Genomic DNA, 225 nt, shown 5'->3' on the forward strand with positions numbered 1-225 from the left:
CGGTGATCGGGCGAGCGGCTGCTCTGCTCGCCCACCATCTGCAGCCCCTGCCAGTGGAAGGTCATTATTTCCGCATCCGGCTCGTCGTGGCGATGCAGAATTTTATGCGTGCGCCGCCCCAGCGCATCATAGCGGTACTGCACGCGGCTGAACGCCCGGTGCCCGCTCAGCCGCACCTCGCTGAGCTGATGCTCCGCGTTATAGCTGAAGTACTGCTCCGCGGCC

Annotated in this window: 1 pseudogene; it reads right to left on the reverse strand. The window is 64.9% G+C overall.

Annotated elements, in window-relative coordinates:
- Positions 1–225: pseudogene (locus NG42_RS22970) on the reverse strand (RHS repeat domain-containing protein); the annotation flags it as partial.

This window comes from Winslowiella iniecta, from assembly GCF_001267535.1.
Taxonomy (GTDB): domain Bacteria; phylum Pseudomonadota; class Gammaproteobacteria; order Enterobacterales; family Enterobacteriaceae; genus Erwinia; species Erwinia iniecta.